This window comes from Rhizobium sp. 25PS6, assembly GCF_032464655.1.
Classification (GTDB): domain Bacteria; phylum Pseudomonadota; class Alphaproteobacteria; order Rhizobiales; family Rhizobiaceae; genus Rhizobium; species Rhizobium laguerreae.
The window spans coordinates 183718-201968 of sequence record NZ_JAWDIV010000003.1 but is presented as its reverse complement, the minus strand read 5'-3'; the positions used below and the strand labels follow the sequence as shown (position 1 = coordinate 201968).

General features: G+C 61.4%; 16 protein-coding genes. 2 read left to right on the top strand and 14 right to left on the bottom strand.

Annotation, left to right across the window (positions count from 1 at the left end; genetic code table 11):
- Window positions 1-189: 189 nt before the first annotated feature.
- Window positions 190-909, top strand: coding sequence for a transcriptional repressor LexA (lexA, locus tag RWK44_RS05665; RefSeq protein ID WP_168281820.1), 720 nt, complete (start codon window positions 190-192; stop codon window positions 907-909).
- Here the strand turns inward: lexA and RWK44_RS05660 are convergent.
- Complete coding sequence (locus tag RWK44_RS05660) at window positions 890-3322, bottom strand: ComEC/Rec2 family competence protein (protein ID WP_316028516.1); 2433 nt, start codon at window positions 3320-3322, stop codon at window positions 890-892. The two genes, lexA and RWK44_RS05660, sit on opposite strands and share 20 nt — an antisense overlap.
- 290 nt (window positions 3323-3612) lie before the next feature.
- Between RWK44_RS05660 and gltA the strand changes: the two genes are divergently transcribed.
- Entirely contained in the window at window positions 3613-4902 is a 1290-nt protein-coding gene (gltA, locus tag RWK44_RS05655) for a citrate synthase (RefSeq protein ID WP_003539304.1), read from the top strand.
- Window positions 4903-4933: 31 nt separating this feature from the next.
- Here gltA and lpxB read toward each other — a convergent pair whose 3' ends face one another.
- From lpxB to rpsB, 13 genes are all read right to left on the bottom strand, one after another.
- The gene (lpxB, locus tag RWK44_RS05650; protein WP_316028515.1) at window positions 4934-6112 is read right to left on the bottom strand and encodes a lipid-A-disaccharide synthase; all 1179 of its coding nucleotides are present in this window, start codon (window positions 6110-6112) and stop codon (window positions 4934-4936) included.
- Window positions 6109-6990, bottom strand: a complete 882-nt coding sequence (locus tag RWK44_RS05645; protein ID WP_316028514.1) for an LpxI family protein — start codon at window positions 6988-6990, stop codon at window positions 6109-6111. The genes lpxB and RWK44_RS05645 overlap by 4 nt, the downstream gene beginning before the upstream one ends.
- Before the next feature lie 3 nt (window positions 6991-6993).
- Window positions 6994-7812: an acyl-ACP--UDP-N-acetylglucosamine O-acyltransferase gene (gene lpxA / locus RWK44_RS05640; protein ID WP_222415422.1), complete on the bottom strand. Its 819-nt coding sequence runs from the start codon at window positions 7810-7812 to the stop codon at window positions 6994-6996.
- Window positions 7809-8276, bottom strand: coding sequence for a 3-hydroxyacyl-ACP dehydratase FabZ (gene fabZ / locus RWK44_RS05635; protein WP_003539296.1), 468 nt, complete (start codon window positions 8274-8276; stop codon window positions 7809-7811). The genes lpxA and fabZ overlap by 4 nt, the downstream gene beginning before the upstream one ends.
- Window positions 8269-9333 (bottom strand): UDP-3-O-(3-hydroxymyristoyl)glucosamine N-acyltransferase, encoded by a 1065-nt coding sequence (gene lpxD, locus RWK44_RS05630; protein ID WP_316028513.1) that lies wholly within the window; start codon window positions 9331-9333, stop codon window positions 8269-8271. Before lpxD ends, fabZ begins: the two co-directional genes overlap by 8 nt.
- Before the next feature lie 50 nt (window positions 9334-9383).
- A complete protein-coding gene (bamA, locus tag RWK44_RS05625) occupies window positions 9384-11717 on the bottom strand; it encodes an outer membrane protein assembly factor BamA (protein ID WP_168328432.1) in 2334 nt (777 codons plus the stop codon).
- A 198-nt stretch (window positions 11718-11915) separates the two neighbouring features.
- On the bottom strand, window positions 11916-13049 hold the full coding sequence (gene rseP, locus RWK44_RS05620; protein WP_003539293.1) for an RIP metalloprotease RseP: 1134 nt from the start codon (window positions 13047-13049) through the stop codon (window positions 11916-11918).
- A 28-nt stretch (window positions 13050-13077) separates the two neighbouring features.
- The gene (locus RWK44_RS05615; RefSeq protein WP_020049777.1) at window positions 13078-13908 is read right to left on the bottom strand and encodes a phosphatidate cytidylyltransferase; all 831 of its coding nucleotides are present in this window, start codon (window positions 13906-13908) and stop codon (window positions 13078-13080) included.
- Window positions 13908-14651 carry an isoprenyl transferase gene (locus RWK44_RS05610; protein ID WP_020049776.1) on the bottom strand — a complete coding sequence of 248 codons (744 nt, stop codon included), beginning with the start codon at window positions 14649-14651 and terminating at the stop codon, window positions 13908-13910. Before RWK44_RS05610 ends, RWK44_RS05615 begins: the two co-directional genes overlap by 1 nt.
- Window positions 14652-14688: 37 nt before the next feature.
- A complete protein-coding gene (gene frr, locus RWK44_RS05605) occupies window positions 14689-15249 on the bottom strand; it encodes a ribosome recycling factor (protein WP_018241888.1) in 561 nt (186 codons plus the stop codon).
- A 166-nt stretch (window positions 15250-15415) separates the two neighbouring features.
- The gene (pyrH, locus tag RWK44_RS05600) at window positions 15416-16138 is read right to left on the bottom strand and encodes a UMP kinase (protein WP_003539289.1); all 723 of its coding nucleotides are present in this window, start codon (window positions 16136-16138) and stop codon (window positions 15416-15418) included.
- A gap of 96 nt (window positions 16139-16234) precedes the next feature.
- The gene (gene tsf, locus RWK44_RS05595) at window positions 16235-17161 is read right to left on the bottom strand and encodes a translation elongation factor Ts (RefSeq protein ID WP_020049775.1); all 927 of its coding nucleotides are present in this window, start codon (window positions 17159-17161) and stop codon (window positions 16235-16237) included.
- 241 nt (window positions 17162-17402) lie between these two features.
- On the bottom strand, window positions 17403-18170 hold the full coding sequence (gene rpsB / locus RWK44_RS05590) for a 30S ribosomal protein S2 (protein ID WP_003539287.1): 768 nt from the start codon (window positions 18168-18170) through the stop codon (window positions 17403-17405).
- Window positions 18171-18251 lie beyond the last annotated feature (81 nt).

Genomic DNA, 18251 nt, shown 5'->3' with positions numbered 1-18251 from the left:
CCTGGAAACGGCAAGAGATGTGCGATGGCGCGTCCCTCAATGCAAGACTTCTGTGCCAATCCGGCGAATGAAAATAAAAATCTCAACGAGTTGGCGCCAAGTTTTACGGAAATTTAGCTACTTGCGGAACACATATGGAACATATAGTGTCTGTTCTGGATTTGTTTCAATCACGAGGTCACAACGTCGATGCTCACGCGCAAACAACAGGAGCTTCTCCTTTTCATTCATGAGCGCATGAAGGAATCCGGCGTTCCGCCATCTTTCGACGAAATGAAGGATGCCCTGGACCTCGCCTCCAAGTCCGGGATTCATCGCTTGATTACTGCGCTTGAGGAGCGAGGCTTCATTCGCCGCCTACCGAACCGCGCCCGCGCGATCGAGGTCATCAAGCTTCCGGAGGCCTACAGCCCCAGCATTCAGCCCCGGCGCGGCTTTTCGCCGAGCGTCATCGAGGGTAGCCTTGGCAAACTGCAGCCGGTCGCCACTCCTGCTCCCGCAAAACCCGTCGCCGACAACGGCAACTCGGTCTCGGTGCCGGTCATGGGCCGAATCGCTGCCGGTGTGCCGATCTCGGCGATCCAGAACAACACCCATGACATCGTCGTTCCGGCCGACATGCTCGGTTCCGGTGAACATTATGCGCTGGAGGTCAAGGGCGATTCGATGATCGACGCCGGCATCTTCGATGGCGACACCGTGATCATCCGCAACGGCAGCACCGCAAGTCCCGGCGACATCGTCGTTGCTCTGGTCGACGACGAAGAAGCGACACTCAAGCGCTTCCGCCGCAAGGGCGCCTCGATCGCGCTGGAAGCTGCCAACCCGGCTTACGAGACCCGGATTTTCGGGCCGGACCGCGTCAAGGTTCAGGGCAAGCTCGTCGGTCTCATTCGCCGCTATCACTGACATTGGCCAGGCCGGATTCGGTAAAACTGTTGCTGCGCCAGTCATAGGCGCGATGGCGCATCCATGGCCGCGACAATGAATCGAAGGCGGTTGCCACCTCCGGGCCGGCGTCCGTGAAGCGCAACTCGACGGATCCGGTCCTGCGCAGCGTCTCGCCGGTGAAGAGCGTTGCACCTGAGCGGCAGTTGTTGAAGCGAAGGCGCACGGACGTCACGACGATATCGGCCGCGTCGCATGCCGGGCCGAGATAGGCGGCATTGTCGATGACGGTTACCACCTGACCATTGCCAAGCCTTGATGTGCACCAGGCCTTCTTGACGCAGGAAAAGCGGTTTGCGTCACCGGCCGCTGCGGCCGTCCGCATCGCGGTCCTTGCTTCGTTCTGCTGATCGCGGGAAAGCCTGACGCGGCGGTCTTCTCCCTCAGGCGGGATAGCAGGACCATCCAGCATCTTCGGCGGATTATGCCCCGGCAGGACCAGCGCTCTCTGCCACTGGTCGAAGATGAAGTCCGGCGGTCTTTCACGGTTGGAAGCCATTGCCGCCGCCGCGACGACCGCGACGAGACTGCCATCCTCCGAAATCACCAGATCCGGCGGACGGGGACCCGGCAGAAGCAGCAGGATGAGCGTTGCGACCGCGATAATCGATGTGCCGACATGGCGCAACCGGGTGCGGAGCAGCGTCAGCAGCAGAAAGCCTGCCACGGCGACGGCGAAATACCAGGCGGGCAAGCGGCCCACGTCGATATTGCCACCCCAGCCGGACACCGTCTTTGCAACCGCGATCACCAAATCGAGGCCGAATCCGACGATCTTCCAAGCCCAAACATCCAGACCGAAAGGCATGAGCAGCATCGCCAGCAGACCTGCCGGCATGATGATGAAGGAGATGATCGGCATTGTCGCGAGGTTTGCCGGCAGGCCGTAGGCGGTCAGGCGATGAAAATGCTCGATCGAAAACAGCGCGGTTGAAAAACCGCCGATCAGCGAGGTCAGGAAGACGCCGCCGAAGAAACCGGCAACCGTAACGAACGGCCTGATGATCGGCAGCTTCAGGAAGGCGTTTTCTCGGACGCGCCGGTCCTTCCACAGCTGATAGCCCGAGACCAGCGCCAATGTCGCGGCAAAGGACATCTGGAAGCTCGGTCCCAAGACCTCGGACGGCGAAATGGCAATGATGACGAGAGCGGAGAGCGCGACATTGCGCAGGCTGATCGACGGCCGGTCGAAGAAGACCGCAATCAACATGATGGCCATCATGATGAAGGCGCGTTCGGCAGAGACCGCAAAGCCGGAGATCAGGAAATAGGCGGTGACGGCGATGAGCGCGCCGGCGGCAGCGATCTTCTTCGTCGGGTAGGCCTCAGCGATGCCGGGGAAGAGGCTGAGCAGCATCCGGAAGCCGACGAAGAAGATGCCGGCCGACAGCGCCATGTTGAGACCGGAGATGGCGATGATATGAGCCAGACCGGACTGGCGCAGCGCCTCCGTCGTCGCATCCGAAATGGCGCGCCGCTCGTCCGTCACCAGAGCAGCGGCAAAAGCACCGGTGTCGCCGGGCAGGATCGACCTTATGCGGTCGCCGATGCCGCTGCGCAGCCGGTAGAGACCTTCGAGCAGCGCTTCCGCTGTCGATCTTGCAGCCTGGGGACCTGCCTGCGCATCGACCTTCGTCGGTGCACCGTAGAAGAAACCGTTGGCGCCGATGCCGTCGAAATAGGCACTGAAGGAGAAGTCGTTGAGCTCGGGAAGCGCTGGGCCCGCCGGCGGCGTCAGCCGCGCCCTGCCGGTGATGATATCGCCGATCTCGAAGGCCGCGTCCGCGCCGCGGGCGATCGCGGTGATACGTTCCGGCGGCCGCTTCACCTGTGGCGCCTCGGTGCCGGTGACGGCAAGAATGTAGCGCCACCGCCCGCGACCGTCGCCTTCGCGCCGCTCGACGCGGCCGGTCACCGTCGTCGTCACGGCGGAATCGAGGATCACGGTGGAAGCCCGCCGGCTCTCGAACTGCGCCGTGACCATGCCGCAGGCCACGAGCGAAAGCGCCAGCAGCGTTGCCCGCACCGCGGCCCGGCTGCGGCTGGCAATGAGAACCGCCACGGTCAGCGCCAACAGGCAGAGCAGCGATGCAATGAGAGGAAAATCCGATGCCGCGAGAAACCAAACGGCTGACCCGGCGCCGAGGAAGACCGGCGAGAACAGCAGCAGGCGGCCATGGTCCGCCTCCTCGCCCAGCATGCGCATGCCGGCACGCAGCAATTGCGAGGTTGCGGCCGGCAGCCGGTGGCGCAATGGTGTCGCCGACTGCGTCCGTGTCGGTCGCGTCACCACGACAGGTGGTGAAAAACTGGAGGAGTCGGCAAGGCCTTCGCCTGCTTCCGGCCGCAATTCGACTGTCGTCAACTCCTGCATGAACCGCCCAAGCCCGGCTGCGAAGGCGGCCAGAATGCAACCTCAAATCAAATCCGGCAAGAATAATCGATTGAAATATGAGGGAAAATCGCGAGCGCCAAAAGACCAGTCGAATCATCGGCTTCCGATATGCGTGCGGCTCATCGCTGCAGTGCCTAAAAGGTGATACCGCAATGCACAAAATGCCATCACGGTAACTTGGCATTAGCTTCGCGATCATATAGCTATCGGTGAGGACGCTTAACCCCTATGGCGCTTTTATGGCGCCACCGCCATTTCGGAGGATCAGCATGACGGATCAAAGCGCTACAATAAAAATCGGTGACAAGTCTGTCGACCTTGCTGTCAAAAGCGGCACGATCGGCCCGAGCGTCATCGATATCGGTGCCCTCTACAAGAACACGGCTTCCTTCACCTACGATCCGGGTTTTACCTCGACCGCATCCTGTGAATCGAAAATCACCTACATCGACGGCGACGAAGGTGTCCTGCTGCATCGCGGCTATCCGATCGAGCAGCTCGCCGAGCACGGCGACTTCCTCGAAGTCTGCTACCTCCTGCTTTACGGCGAACTGCCGACCACCGTGCAGAAGAAGGATTTCGATTACCGCGTCACGCACCACACCATGGTGCACGAGCAGATGAGCCGCTTCTTCACTGGCTTCCGCCGCGATGCGCATCCGATGGCCGTTATGTGCGGCTGCGTCGGCGCGCTGTCGGCCTTCTATCACGACTCCACCGACATCACCGATCCGCACCAGCGCATGGTCGCCAGCCTGCGCATGATCGCCAAGATGCCGACGCTTGCCGCCATGGCCTACAAATACCATATCGGCCAGCCCTTCGTTTATCCGAAGAACGACCTCGACTATGCCTCGAACTTCCTGCGCATGTGCTTTGCCGTGCCTTGCGAGGAATATGTAGTCAATCCGGTGCTTGCCCGCGCCATGGACCGCATCTTCATCCTGCATGCCGATCATGAACAGAACGCCTCGACCTCGACCGTCCGTCTCGCCGGTTCGTCGGGCGCCAACCCGTTCGCCTGCATCGCCGCCGGCATTGCCTGCCTCTGGGGCCCCGCTCACGGCGGCGCCAATGAAGCAGCGCTCAACATGCTGAACGAAATCGGCACGGTCGACCGCATTCCGGAATACGTCGCCCGCGCCAAGGACAAGAACGATCCGTTCCGCCTGATGGGCTTCGGTCACCGCGTCTACAAGAACTATGATCCGCGCGCCAAGATCATGCAGAAGACGACGCATGAGGTGCTCGGCGAACTCGGCATCAAGGACGATCCGTTGCTCGAAGTGGCGATGGAGCTGGAGCGCATCGCGCTTACCGACGAATATTTCATCGAGAAGAAGCTCTATCCGAACATCGACTTCTATTCCGGCATCACGCTGAAGGCGCTGGGCTTCCCCACGACCATGTTCACCGTGCTCTTCGCGCTCGCCCGCACCGTCGGCTGGATCGCGCAGTGGAACGAGATGATCGAGGATCCGGAACAGCGCATCGGCCGTCCGCGCCAGCTCTATGTCGGCGAACCGAAGCGCGATTACATCCCGGTTTCGAAGCGCTGATCGCTTTAAAAGAACCCAAAAGAAAACCCGGTCAGAAACGACCGGGTTTTTTCTTTTTCAAGACGTCGAGAAGGATCTCGGCGGCGTGCTCGCCGGGCGGCGTTTCGGTCTGCATGCGTTGCCAGACGAGATCGTAACCCTCGGTCATCGCCTTCAGTTCGAACGTGTCGGCCGACAGCCGCTCCATCCAGCGCGCCAGGCTGGCGCCGCGGACGATCTCGTTCAGATATTCCGGCACGATGGCATAATCGGCGATGATATTGGGCAATGCGCCCGTCCACACCTTGATGCGCGGGGCGAGCAGGCGGATGATCCAATCCGTCTTGTAGACGGACACCGTCGGCACGCCCGCAAGGGCGAGTTCGAGGATCACCGTGCCGGAGGCTGCCATCGCCGCATCCGCTTCGGCAAAGGCCTTCCATTTCTGCGCCGGCCCGACCGCCACCTCCGGCGGCGTGGCCCAGCCGGCGGCGAGCCCCTTCACCAGCGCTTCGTTGTGCGGCACGGTCGGCAGCAGGAATCGCATCGGGCCGTTGCGGGCGACGAGTTCCTTGGCCGCGTCCTCGAAGAACGGCAGGAGCTTGGCGATTTCGGAGGATCTTGACCCCGGAAGCATCAGGATTGTCTTGCCCGCCTGCCCGACAGGTGCGCGCCCGACGCGCAGCCGCCGCGCTTCGAGCAGCGCCGGATCGGCGATCAGGCGATGGCCGACATAGGTGGTCTCGGGCCCGCCGAGTTCGCGCATTGTTGCCGGCTCGAAGGGCAGGACGGCGAGCACATGATCGACATAGGCGAGCATGCGCACAGCGCGATATTCCTTCCAGGCCCAGACGCTCGGACAGACGTAATTGACAACAGGCAGATCGGGCAGCGCGGTGCGGACACGCTTGGCGACGCGATGGGTGAAATCCGGGCTGTCGATGATGAGAAGAATATCAGGCCTTGCGGCGATGATCGCAGCCGTCGTCTGGCGGATCAGGGTATAGAGCTTCGGCAGCCGGCTCAGCACCTGGGTGATGCCCATGATCGACAGCTCGGAGAAATCAAACAGGGATTTCAAGCCTTCGGCCTGGAGCCCCTCGCCGCCGACGCCGACGAGTTCCACCGGTCCGCTATGGATCTGCTTCAGGGCGGCGATAAGATCGGCACCAAGCAGATCACCTGACACCTCGCCGGCAATAACGGCGATCTTCAGCGGCGCCCCGTTCATTCGAGCCCCCATGCCGGCAGGCCGCGATCGATGCCGCAGACGAAAAGCCCGGCCTCATCGGCGGCTTTGATGACGGCGGCGCGATCGAGCACCAGCGAGCGGCCGGCCTCGACGGCGACGCCGGCAAGGCCGGCTTTCCTCGCGTTCAGGACCGTGGAAACGCCGATCGCCGGCAAGTCGGCGCGAATATCCTGCTGCGGCTTGCAGAGCTTGACCAGCGCGCCGCGGCGGCGTGGCGAGATGCGTCCGGCGGCTCGGAGACTCGCGACACGCTCCAGCATCTCGTCCGTGCCCTCAAGACCCTCCAGCGCGACGATACGCCCGCCGATGGCGACGGCGCCCTGCCCGACATCGAGCCGGCCGAGCATTTCGGCGGCTTCCGCCGCGCGGTTGATATCGCGCCGGTCTTCTTCGCCCGGTATCGCCGTGCCGAGCGGGCCGACGGCGGCAAGAAGGTCGGGGGCGATCTCATGGGCACCGACGACACGCCGGCCGTTTCCCTCGATAAGCCGGATCACCATCTGCAGCACCGTATCGTCGCCGCCGGACAGCAAGGTGCGGATCGCGGCCGGCATCTTCATGAGAGTGCGCAGCGTCGGCCGCACCTCGCGCCATTCCGGCCGGCGCCGCACGCTGCCGGACATAACGACACGGCCGATGCCGTAGCGGTTCAAGAGGCCCTCGAGAGCTGCAAAATCGCCGATGCCGATGACGGCATGGTCATACCCTTCCCAACGCCGATCGCTTTCGTCTTTCAGCGCGACGATGACGGGATTTTCGCCCGCCGCGCGCGCAGCTTCGGCGACATAGGAAGGCAGAAAGCCGCCGCCGGCGATGATCGCCAGCCGGCCCGCAGCGATGTCGCCGGAAAAAGTCACGGACTAGCCCTTCTGCCCCCGGGTCGGCGAGGACAAGGCGCGGTCGCTGTCGGCGGCGATGAAATCGAGGATGTGGACCGCCTGCTCGCAATCGGCATATTCTTCGCGGATGGCGGCGGCGTTTTCGCGGACGGAGCCTGTTCCTTCGAAGATCGACTTGTAGGCGCGGCGCACCCTGTGAATGACGGCGCGGTCGACGCCGGCGCGCGTCATGCCGACGACGTTGAGGCCGCTCAGCAGCCCGGGATTGCCGTTCAGCATGCCGTAGGGAATGACGTCGTAGCTCACTGCCGAGAGCCCGCCGACGAAGGCCTGGCGACCGACGCGGGTGAACTGGTGAACGGCCGAGCCGCCGCCCAGGATGACGCGATCTTCGATGACGACATGGCCGGCGAGCATGACGTTGTTCGACATGATCACGTGATTGCCGACCCTGCAGTCATGCGCGACATGGGAATTGGCAAGGAAGAGATTGTTGTCGCCGATGATCGTCTGGCCGCCGAAATCGGCCGTGCCGGTGTTCATGGTCACGCCTTCGCGGATCGTGCAGTTGGCGCCGACCGTCAGCGTCGTCTCCTCGCCGCCGTGATGCACGCTTTGCGGATCGCCGCCGACTACCGCCATCGGGAAGATACGCGTGCCCTTGCCGATCACGGTGCGGCCGGTGACGACCGCATGCGACAAAAGCTCGACATTCGCATGCAGGACGACGTGCGGCCCGACATGGCAGAAGGGACCGATCCTGACGCCCTCACCGATGGTCGCGCCGTCTTCGACGACAGCCATCGGATGAATGCGGGCGCTTTCGGCGATAGTGCTCATGCCTGATCCTTACGAACGATCATCGCGCCGATATCGGCCTCGGCGACAAGCGCGCCGTCAACCTTGGCATCGCAATGGAATTTCCAGATATTGCCGCGCTGCTTGTGCTTCCTGACATGGAATTCAACACGATCGCCGGGGACGACGGGCTTGCGGAAGCGCGCATTCTCGATGGTCATGAAATAGACGAGGTTGCCTGGCTGGCCATCCTTCTTGGCACAGATCGCACCCGCGGTCTGTGCCATGCCCTCGATCAAGAGAACGCCGGGCATGATCGGAGATTCCGGAAAATGACCGGTGAAATGCGGTTCGTTCACCGTGACGTTCTTGATGCCGATCGCCGTGTTGTCGCCGTCGATCTCGATGATCTTGTCGACCATCAGAAACGGGTAGCGATGCGGCAGCAGTTTCATGATCTCGATGATGTCAGCCGAAGAAAGCGTTGTCGTGGCTTCCTCAGTCATTTTGCTCGCCTCCAGGTTTCTTCCCGCGCAACTTCGTCTTGGACATCTGTTGCGCGACATCTCTCAGATAGTCATTCAGCGGGCGCGCAGGTGTGCCACCATATTGTCCGCCGGCGGCAAGATCGGTCATGATACCGCTTTTGGCGGCGATCTGCACGCCGTCGCCGATCGTCACATGCCCCTTGATGCCGACCTGGCCGCCGATCTGCACGCCATTGCCGATCTTCGCGCTGCCGGCGATGCCGACCTGCGCGACGATGGCGCAATGGCGGCCGATCTGAACGTTGTGGCCGATCTGTACCTGGTTGTCGATCTTGGTGCCTTCGCCGATCACCGTATCGTCCATGGCGCCTCGGTCGATCGTGGTGTTGGCGCCGATCTCGACATTATCCTGGATGATCACCCGGCCGATCTGGACGATCTTGATCATGCCGCGCGGACCCGGCGCATAACCGAAACCATCCTGGCCGATGCGGGCGCCGTTGTGGATGATGACGCCATTGCCGAGCAGCGCGCAGAGGATGCTCGCGCCGGCCGCAATCGAACAATCCCGGCCAATCTTGACATTCGGGCCGATGATGCTGTGCGCGCCGATGCGCGTCCCTTCGCCGATCTCGGCATGCGCCCCGATAACGGCCATCGGCTCGACGATCACGCCCTTTTCAAGCTTGGCGCTCGGATCGATCACCGCGCTTGGCGCGATCTCGCTATCACCGGAAAAGACGACCGGGCGCAATGCCGCGGGATAGAACAGGCCGCCCGCCATCGCGAAAGCCGCATGCGAATTGGACGACAGGATGACCGGGATGTGTGGGGGTACAAGATCGGCGAGCGCCTTGTCGCAGATCACCGCCGAGGCTTGGCATGTCGCCAGCTCATCGCGGCTGCGGCGCGACAGGATATAACAGACATCGCCTGCCCGTGCCCGGCTGATGGGGGCAACGGACCTGACGATAACATTGGCATAGTCGGAATTGACAAGTTCCGCCCCAAGAAACTCCGCCAGCTCAGCGAGCTTCAGACCTTCATGGGGCAGAAAGAAAACGTTTTGCTCCATCGGCAATGCTCCAGAACGGAATTGAGTCTTACAGTTCCGGACTGCCGATATCAGAATTGGTTGTTGATGCCAAACTTGAAGTTCTGCGTCTTGTCGAAGTCTTCCTTGAGGACCGGGATCGCGTAATCCAGACGCAATGCACCGAAGGGAGACTGCCAGACGACGCCGACACCGACGGAAGCGCGCAGCGAAGCGCTGGTGCCCTCGGCCTGGTCGGACCCGAGAAGCTCGACATCATTGCCAAACAGCGTGCCGGCATCGGCAAAGACTGCGCCGCGCAGATTGAAGTCACGCGGGAAGCCCGGCATTGGGAAGGTCGCTTCAGCAGACGCCGTGAAATAGGTCGTGCCACCGAGCGGGTCATCGTGGTCCCCGGTGATGCGCGGGCCGATACCCTTGTTCTCGAAACCGCGAATATCGCCGTTGGTCAGCGTGAACTGGTCGAAGACGTTCAGATCGTCGCCCAAGGGAACGACATAGCCAGCCGAAGCGGAGAGCGAGCCGATGATATCGGCATCGTCGGCGAGCAAGTGGTAATAACGGGCCTTACCGTAGATCTTGTAGAACTGCGAGTCGCCGCCGAGGCCGGCAATTTCATGCGTCGCCGTCGCATAAATGCCTTCGCGCGGCAGGACTGTATCGTCGAGCGTGTTGTAGGTCAGCGTCTGCGAGACGGAAGACTTCGTCCACGGGCTCTCGTCGACCAGATTGGCGTAGGTGGCCGAAAGATCACCGGTATCGCCGTCATACTTCATCTGCTTGTAGTTATAACGGAAGGTCGTCGCGAGATCTTCGGTGATCGGCGCCGTGACGCGCAGAACGACGCTGGTTTCCTCGTAGTCGTAGTCGTCGTTGCTCGACGTTTCGCTGCGGTTGACATCGAAGCCTGCCGCCAGACGGTAGCCGAGGAAATAGGGTTCGGTAAAGCTGACGCCGTAGGCGCGCGAGCCTTCCTGGCCGCCACCGGCCGAGATGCGGATGTACTGACCACGGCCGAGGAAGTTCTTTTCCTCGATCGAGGCTTCGAGCAGCAGACCGTCGCCGCCGGCGGCATAACCCGCTCCGACACCGAACGAACCGGTCGACTGATCCTGCACGTCGACGATCACTACGACGCGGTCCGGCGAACTGCCCGGCTGGGTAGAGATATTGACGGAGGAGAAGTAACCGAGCGCTTCGAGGCGACGCTTGGCCTTGGTGATCATCTGCTGGTTGAAGGCGTCGCCTTCGCTCATGTCGAATTCGCGGCGGATGACGTAGTCGCGCGTGCGGCTGTTGCCGCGGATCTCGATGCGCTCGACATAGGCGCGCTCGCCCTGGTCGACCAGATATTCGACACCGATCGTGTTGTTGTTGAGGTCGCGGTTACCGCGCGGCGTGACACGCGCAAAGGGATAACCGGCAGACGCCACCTGATCGGAGATCGCCTCGATCGACTTCTGCACTTCCTTGGCGTTGTAGACCTGGCCTTCGCGGGTGCGCACCAGCGGCTGCAGCTGCTCTGAGCCGACGCCTTCGACGGTCGACTGGACGGTCACCGGTCCGAAGTCGTAGCGCTGGCCTTCCTCGATGTTGAAGGTGAGCGTGTATTTGTTGGTCGCGTCGTCGAAGGTGGCATCGGAAGAGACGATGCGCATGTCGGCATAGCCGCGATTGTAATAGAACTGGCGCAGCGCTTCTTCGTCGGCGTGGAGCTTGTCTTCGTTGTAGACGTCCTTGCGGGTCAGGAACGACAGGAAGTTCGAACGCTTGGTGGCGATGACGGCAGCCAGGCGGCCGGCGCTGTAGGCATTGTTGCCGACGAAGTTGATCGAATCGATCTTGGTGCGGTCACCCTCGTTGATGACGAAGGCAAGGTTGACGCGGCCTTCGCCGAGCGGCACCACCTGCGTCGTGACTTCGACCTCGCTGCGGCCGGTGGCAGCATAAGCTTCCTTGATCGACTGGATGTCGGCCTGGATCTGGGTGTCGCTATAGGGGCCTGCAGCGTGGGTCTGGACGATCGTCGCGAGCTTGTCGTCCTTGATCTTGCGGTTGCCGTTGAAGACGACCTGATTGACCAGCTGGGCTTCCTGAACATTGACGACCAGCGTGCTGCCGGAGACCGAGATCTTGACGTCGGAGAAATAACCCGTCCCGTAGAGCTGCTTGACCGAGGCATCGATATCGCTGTTCGAAAAACTCTTTCCAGGAGCGATGGTGAGGTTTGACCGGACGGCTTCCGCGCCGACACGGCTTGCGCCGCGCACATCGATGCGCTGGATGACCGCGGCCTCAGCGGCCGTAGCGGAAACGAACGTCACAGCACCTGCGCCCGAAGCAACAACACCAGCAGACAGCGCAACCGCCGATACTGCGTTCAAAAACTTTGAACCAGCCTTCATTTCACCTATTACCTTTGTTTCCCTCGTCCCCGGCCCCAGGAAAACCCGATTCCGGTCACGTGTGTCGTTTTACCCGCTTTTGACATACAAGCAAGGCAGGTCGTTAATTTCTGTTTACTTCATTTACAAGCGTGACCCATTCGCCACTACAGCCTTGAAACATCGTAAATAAATAGTAATTAGCCTCGCCTTGCTCGTTTACCCTCTCAACGAGCCAATGTCGTTCCAGGTCGTGAAAACCATCAATGTCAGTATCATCGCCAGGCCGATGCGAAATGCAATTTCCTGGGCCGAAGAGCCGAGCGGTTTCCCCCTCACCGCTTCCACCGCATAGAACATCAGGTGGCCGCCATCAAGTACCGGAACCGGCATCAGGTTAAGCAATCCTATCGAAACAGAAAGCACCGCCGCCAGCTGCAACACTGCGCCTATTCCAAGCGACGCCATCTGGCCCGAAGCTTGCGCCACGCGGATCGGCCCGCCCAATTGATCGGCGCGCATCGTTCCGCTGAAGATGTTGCCGATATATTTGAAGGTGCCGGTGACAATGTCGCGGGTCTCGATCACAGCCTCGCGCAGCGACTGCAGCGGCGTATAGGTCTTCAGGCGGAAGTTCCCGGCCTCCCGGCTGGTGACGATGCCGATCTGGCCGAGCTCGACCTTGTTGCCGAACTGGTCGGTCTGGTCTACGCGCTGCGGCACCATCGGCACATCGAGTTTCTGGCCGGCGCGCTCGATCGTCACGACGATCTTCTGGCTCGGGCGGATGCCGACATAGCGGCGCACGTCGTCGAAGGTCTCGACCTTGCCGCCGTCGATGGCGACCAGCAGATCGCCTGGAAGGATGCCGGCGGCAGCGGCTGCGCCGTCGGGCTTGACCTCGGCAACGACAGGATCGGCGATCGTGCGGCCATAGACCGAGAAAAGAATGGTGAAGATGGCGATTGCCAGCAGAAAATTGGCGATTGGGCCAGCCGCGACTGTTGCAGCACGTTTCCACAGCTTGGCGCCGGCAAAGGAGCGCGCTCTGTCCTCCTCGGACATGGCGGCGATCTTGTCGGTGTCGGGCTTGCTCGAGGCATCTTCGTCGCCGAAGAACCGGACGTAGCCGCCAAGCGGGATCACCGAGATCTTCCAGCGCGTTCCGTGGCGGTCGGTGAATCCGAAGATCTCCGGACCGAAACCGACGGAAAAGGCAAGGATGCGAATGCCGCTCCAGCGCCCGACGAGGTAATGGCCCATCTCATGCACGAAGACGAGCAGTGACAGCACGAGGATGAAGGTAACGATGTTCCCCATCAGAAATGCGTATATGCCGCTCATCGTTTCCATGAGTCCTTTCCGTCAGACTGCCGTGTTGTCAGAGCCCGAACAATGCCGCGCCAAGCGACGTCATTCCGGTCCCCTTTATCAGGGAAAAAACCCCAGCAAGCAAGAACGCCGAAAAACAGGCGAAAATCAGTCCGTCGACACGGTCCATGACGCCGCCATGGCCCGGAATGAGACGGCTCGAATCCTTAACGCCGAATTTTCGCTTGATGAACGATTCGAAAAGATCGCCCGACTGGCTGCAAACCGAGAGAACGAACGCCACGCCGGCGGCGATGATTTCAGCGCCCGGAATGAGAAAATGGATGAGAACGACGCCGGCTGCGACCGCCGAAATGGCGCCGCCGATTGCACCCGACCAGGTCTTTCCGGGCGAGATCGAAGGGGCAAGCTTCGGTCCGCCAAGCGCCCTGCCGACGAAATAGGCAAGGATATCGGTTGCCCAGACGACCGCAAAGACGAAGAGCATGGCGTAAAGGCCAAGCCGGTCATCGCCTCTGATAGCGGCAAGCGCCAGGCCGGTGGCGCCCGCATAAAACAGGCCCACTGGCAACCAGCGGCTCGTGCCCTGCAGGATGATCAGGGCGATGCCGACGGCGGTGACGCCGGCCAGCATGCCGGCGGCGAATTCGAAATTGCCGACAAGCACCAGGAAGGCAATCGCCGCCTCGCCGATCCAGCCGACGGCATTGGCGACCCAATCCCGCGCGATGCCTGTCATTTTCGACCATTCATAATAGATCAGCAGGCCGATCACGACCGCCAGGATACGGAAGGCAAGGCCGCCATACCAGGTGGCGGCAAGAACGATGGCCGCGAGAATCAGTCCTGAAACGATACGGAGCTTCAATTCCTGCTGCATCAGGTACCGACCGCGGCCGCCTGCGACGACAGGCCGCCGAAGCGCCGGTCACGAGAGGCGAATGTCTCCAGCGCCGAGCGGAAGATCTCGGGGCTGAAATCCGGCCAATATTCCGGAAGAAAGATGAATTCCGAATAGGCGGCCTGCCAGAGAAGGAAATTGGAAAGCCGCTCTTCGCCGCTGGTGCGGATAATGAGATCCGGATCGGGAATGCCGGCCGTGTCGAGACGGGCGTTGATCAGCGCCGGTGTAATATCCTGTGCTCTCAGCCGGCCGGCCTCGACATCCCGGGCGAGACTGACGACGGCGCGGGCGATCTCGTCGCGCGAACCGTAGTTGAAGGCGATGACCAGCGTCAGTGACGTGTTGTCCTTGGTCGTCTCCTCCGCCTCCAGCAACAGGCTCAGAATGTCGCTGCGCAGGCTGTGGCGGTCGCCGATCACCTTGATCCGCACGTTCTGGCGATGGAGTTCGGCGAGGTCGCGCCGGATGAACGCCTTGAGCAAGCCGAGCAGATCGGAGACCTCGGCTTCGGGCCGGCGCCAGTTCTCCGAGGAGAAGGCAAAGAGGGTCAGATATTTTATGCCGGCCGCACCGGCGGCGCGGACTGTCTCGCGCACCGCCTCGACACCCTTGCGATGGCCCATCGTGCGCGGCAGGCCGCGCTGCTTGGCCCAACGGCCATTGCCGTCCATGATGATGGCAACATGCTCTGGCACAGTCACAAATACAGATTCCGACATTTCCCGTCCGGTCTTTCCAGGCAAAGGCACAGATCCACTAGACCTGCATGATTTCCTTTTCCTTCTCGCCAAGCAAGCGGTCGATTTCGGAAATCGTCTCGTCCGTCATCTTCTGTACACGTTCCGACTGCGCCCGGCTCTCGTCCTGGCCGATGACGCCGTCTTTTTCGGCTTTCTTAAGGCCGTCCATGCCGTCGCGGCGAACATGGCGAATCGCCACCTTGCTCTTTTCGGCATAGTCGTGCGCCACCTTGACGAGCGACTTGCGGCGCTCCTCGTTCAGCTCCGGCAGCGGAATGCGCAGGTTCTGGCCATCGACGATCGGGTTGAGGCCGAGATTGGATTCGCGAATGCCGCGCTCGACGGCGCTGACCATCGACTTGTCCCAGACGGAAACCGAAAGCATGCGCGGCTCGGGCACGGTGATGTTGGCAACCTGGTTCAGCGGCATGCGCGAACCATAGGCCTCGATCGTCACCGGGTCGAGGATGTTGGCCGAAGCACGGCCGGTGCGCAGCGATGCGATGTCGCTCTTGAATGCGGAAATCGCGCCGTCCATGCGGCGCTTCAGTTCCTTGATGTCGATACCTTCACTCATATGGATGCTCCCGTCTAGAGCATGATGCCGAAAAGTGTCAGCGGTTTTCGGGCGACATCATGCTCTAACTATTTAATGTAGAACATGATTCAGATTTTGGGCCCCACCGGGCCTAAAATCATCATGTTCTAGCGAGGGCTGCGCCGAAACCGCGGCGCAGCTTATATCAGTTGTCGGAGACGATGGTCTTGAGACCACCGCCCGTCAAGATTTCAGCAAAACCACCCTTCTCGTGGATCGAGAATACGATGATCGGAATGGAATTCTCCCTGGCGAGCGCTACGGCGGCAACGTCCATCACCGCAAGCCCCCTGTCCAGCACTTCCTGGTGCGTCAGCCGGTCGAGGCGGGTCGCATCGGGATATTTCTTAGGGTCGGCGGTATAGATGCCGTCCACCTGGGTGCCCTTGAAGATCGCTTCCGCACCCATTTCGGCGGCGCGGAGTGCTGCGGCGGAATCGGTGGTGAAAAAGGGGTTGCCGGTGCCGCCGGCAAAGATCACCACACGTCCCATCGACAGATGATAAAGGGTTGCGCGCTGCGAAAAGCTCTCGCAGATCTCGGGCATGGAGATGGCCGAAAGCACCACCGTATCGATGTTCAGCTTGCGCAGCGAGGTCGCCAGCGCCAGCGCGTTGATGATGGTGCCGAGCATGCCCATATGGTCGCCGGTCACCCGGTCGCCGCCCTTGGACGCTACCGCGACACCACGGAAGATATTGCCGCCACCGACGACGACGCCGACTTCCACGCCCATATGCCGTGCCTCGGCGATATCGGATGCAATGCGGTCCGCCACCGTCACATCGATCCCGAAACCCTGGCCACCCATGAGCGCTTCGCCGGAAGCCTTGAGTAGAACACGTTTATAGACAGGCTCTAAAGACATCTTGGCTCCTCGTAAATTGCCGTGAATGCCCGATACACGAAGGGCACCGCGTTGTCACGCGATGCCCTTCGTGTTTTCCCAATTATGGCTGGAAGATCAACCCTTGACGGCAGCAGCGACTTCGGCCGCGAAGTCGGTTTCTTCCTTCTCGACGCCTTCGCCGAGCAGCAGACGGGCCATGCCGGCAACCTCGATCGGCGCGCCGACGGCCTTTTCAGCTTCCTTGATGGCGGCTGCGACCGTCAGATCCGGATTGATGACGAAAGCCTGCGAGAGAAGGGCGACTTCCTCGAAGAACTTGCGCATGCGGCCTTCGACCATCTTTTCGATGATGTTGTCCGGCTTGCCGGAGGCGCGCGACTGTTCGATGAAGACGTTGCGCTCGCGCTCGGCGACGGCGGCATCGACTTCTTCCGGGCGGATCGCCAGCGGCGCGGTCGCGGCGATGTGCATGGCGACCTGGCGGCCGATGGCGTTCAGGGCTTCCTTGTCGCCGGTCGACTTCAGCGCAACGAGAACGCCGAGCTTGCCGAGGCCGTCGGAAACAGCATTGTGGATATAGGTGGCGACGACGCCGTCCTCGACCGAGAGAGCGACCGAACGGCGCAGGTTCATGTTCTCGCCGATCGTTGCGATCGCATCCTTGATCGTGTCGGACACGGACTTGCCGGATGCCGGGTAGTTAGCAGCGGCAACGGCATCGACGGTGCCGTCGGTCGAGACGGCAACCTTGGCGATACCGCGAACGAGTTCCTGGAAGGCATCGTTACGGGCGACGAAGTCGGTTTCGGAATTGACTTCGACGACGACGGCCTTGGTGCCCTGGCTCGAAACGCCAATGAGGCCTTCGGCAGCGGTGCGGCCGGACTTCTTGTCGGCCTTGGCGATGCCCTTGGCACGCAGCCAGTCGATCGCCGCTTCCATGTCGCCAGCGGTTTCAGCAAGAGCCTTCTTGCAGTCCATCATGCCTGCGCCGGTCTTTTCGCGCAGTTCCTTCACCATTGCAGCCGTAATCTCGCTCATTAGCTTCCTCTTGTCGGTTCATACGGTGGACCGCAAAGCGCGGCTCGGCACCGGATTGAGGCACGAAATGTACCTGTATGTATGACAGCGTGATGAAGACGCGTCATAACGAAACTTATCGGACGGAGAGCCTGACGCCCTCCCCTTGAAACGGGCAAGGCCGCCGAACTTCGATGAGTCGCGAGCGGCCTTTCCCAGTCTCTGCAAGCATTGGCGGACCTTTTCGATCCGCCCGCCTTCATCAGCCTTCGGCTGCTTCCTCGAGAGCCGGTTCGACCGGAACTTCGGAGGATGCGCCGAGATCGCGGCCGGAAGAGCCCTGCTGACGCGCGATGCCGTCGATGGCGGCGCGGGAGATCAGCTCGCAGTAAAGAGCGATCGCGCGCGATGCGTCGTCGTTACCCGGGATCGGATAGTCGATCAGGTCCGGATCGCAGTTCGAGTCGATGATGGCGACAACCGGGATGCCGAGGCGCTTGGCTTCATCGATCGCGATTTTTTCCTTGTTGGTGTCGATGATGAACATCAGGTCGGGCGTGCCGCCCATATCGCGGATACCGCCAAGAGCCTTGTCGAGCTTTTCGCGCTCGCGCTCCAGGTTCAGGCGTTCCTTCTTGGTAAAGCCCTGGGCTTCGCCGTTCAGGATCTCGTCGAGCTTGCGCAGGCGCTGGATCGAATTGGAAATCGTCTTCCAGTTCGTCATCATGCCGCCGAGCCAGCGCGAGTTGACGTAGTACTGGGCCGAGCGCTTGGCGCTGTCGGCAATGATCTCAGACGCCTGGCGCTTGGTGCCGACGAAGAGAACGCGGCCGCCGCGGGCAACGGTGTCGCTGACGACCTGAAGGGCGCGCGACAGCATCGGAACGGTCTGGGCCAGATCGATGATGTGAATGTTGTTGCGATCGCCGAAGATGTACGGCTTCATCTTCGGGTTCCAGCGATGCGTCTGGTGGCCGAAGTGGACGCCTGCTTCAAGCAGCTGACGCATAGAAAAATCAGGCAATGCCATGCCTTGTTACTCCTTTTCCGGTTGAACCTCCGCAAGGCGAACAGCACCCTCTTCGAGGATGCCACCGGGCGGAACAGTCCG